The 294-nt window shown below is 58.5% G+C and carries 1 protein-coding gene; it reads right to left on the reverse strand.

Annotated features, from left to right (window positions below; all coding sequences use genetic code 11):
- A partial coding sequence (locus ACZYUB_RS16655) for a hypothetical protein (protein ID WP_463949348.1) occupies positions 1 to 294 on the reverse strand: 294 nt, incomplete at both ends.

Consider the following 294-nt stretch of genomic DNA (forward strand, 5'->3'; position numbering starts at 1 on the left):
TTCTCCAGCTCCAGAGTGCCCAGTGCACTTTCGACCGTTTGCGGGGTTACCACAGCGCCATCGGCACCTTGGGTGTCCGAGGTCAGAACGTTACCCTCGATCGTCAATAGCTCGGCATCCTCCGCGATGCTGGCACTGTCGGCCACGGCGGTCGGCACATCATCAACAATCTGGATGCTCAGGTTGCTGCTGGCGGTATCGCCATCCCGATCGGTGACCAGAATGCTGGTGTTATCCAGCAACACATCGTTGCCAGCTTCGGGATGGGTTTCATTGCCCAGCAGGGTATAGGTG

The organism is Pseudaeromonas sp. HNCC25DJ182 (assembly GCF_055413365.1).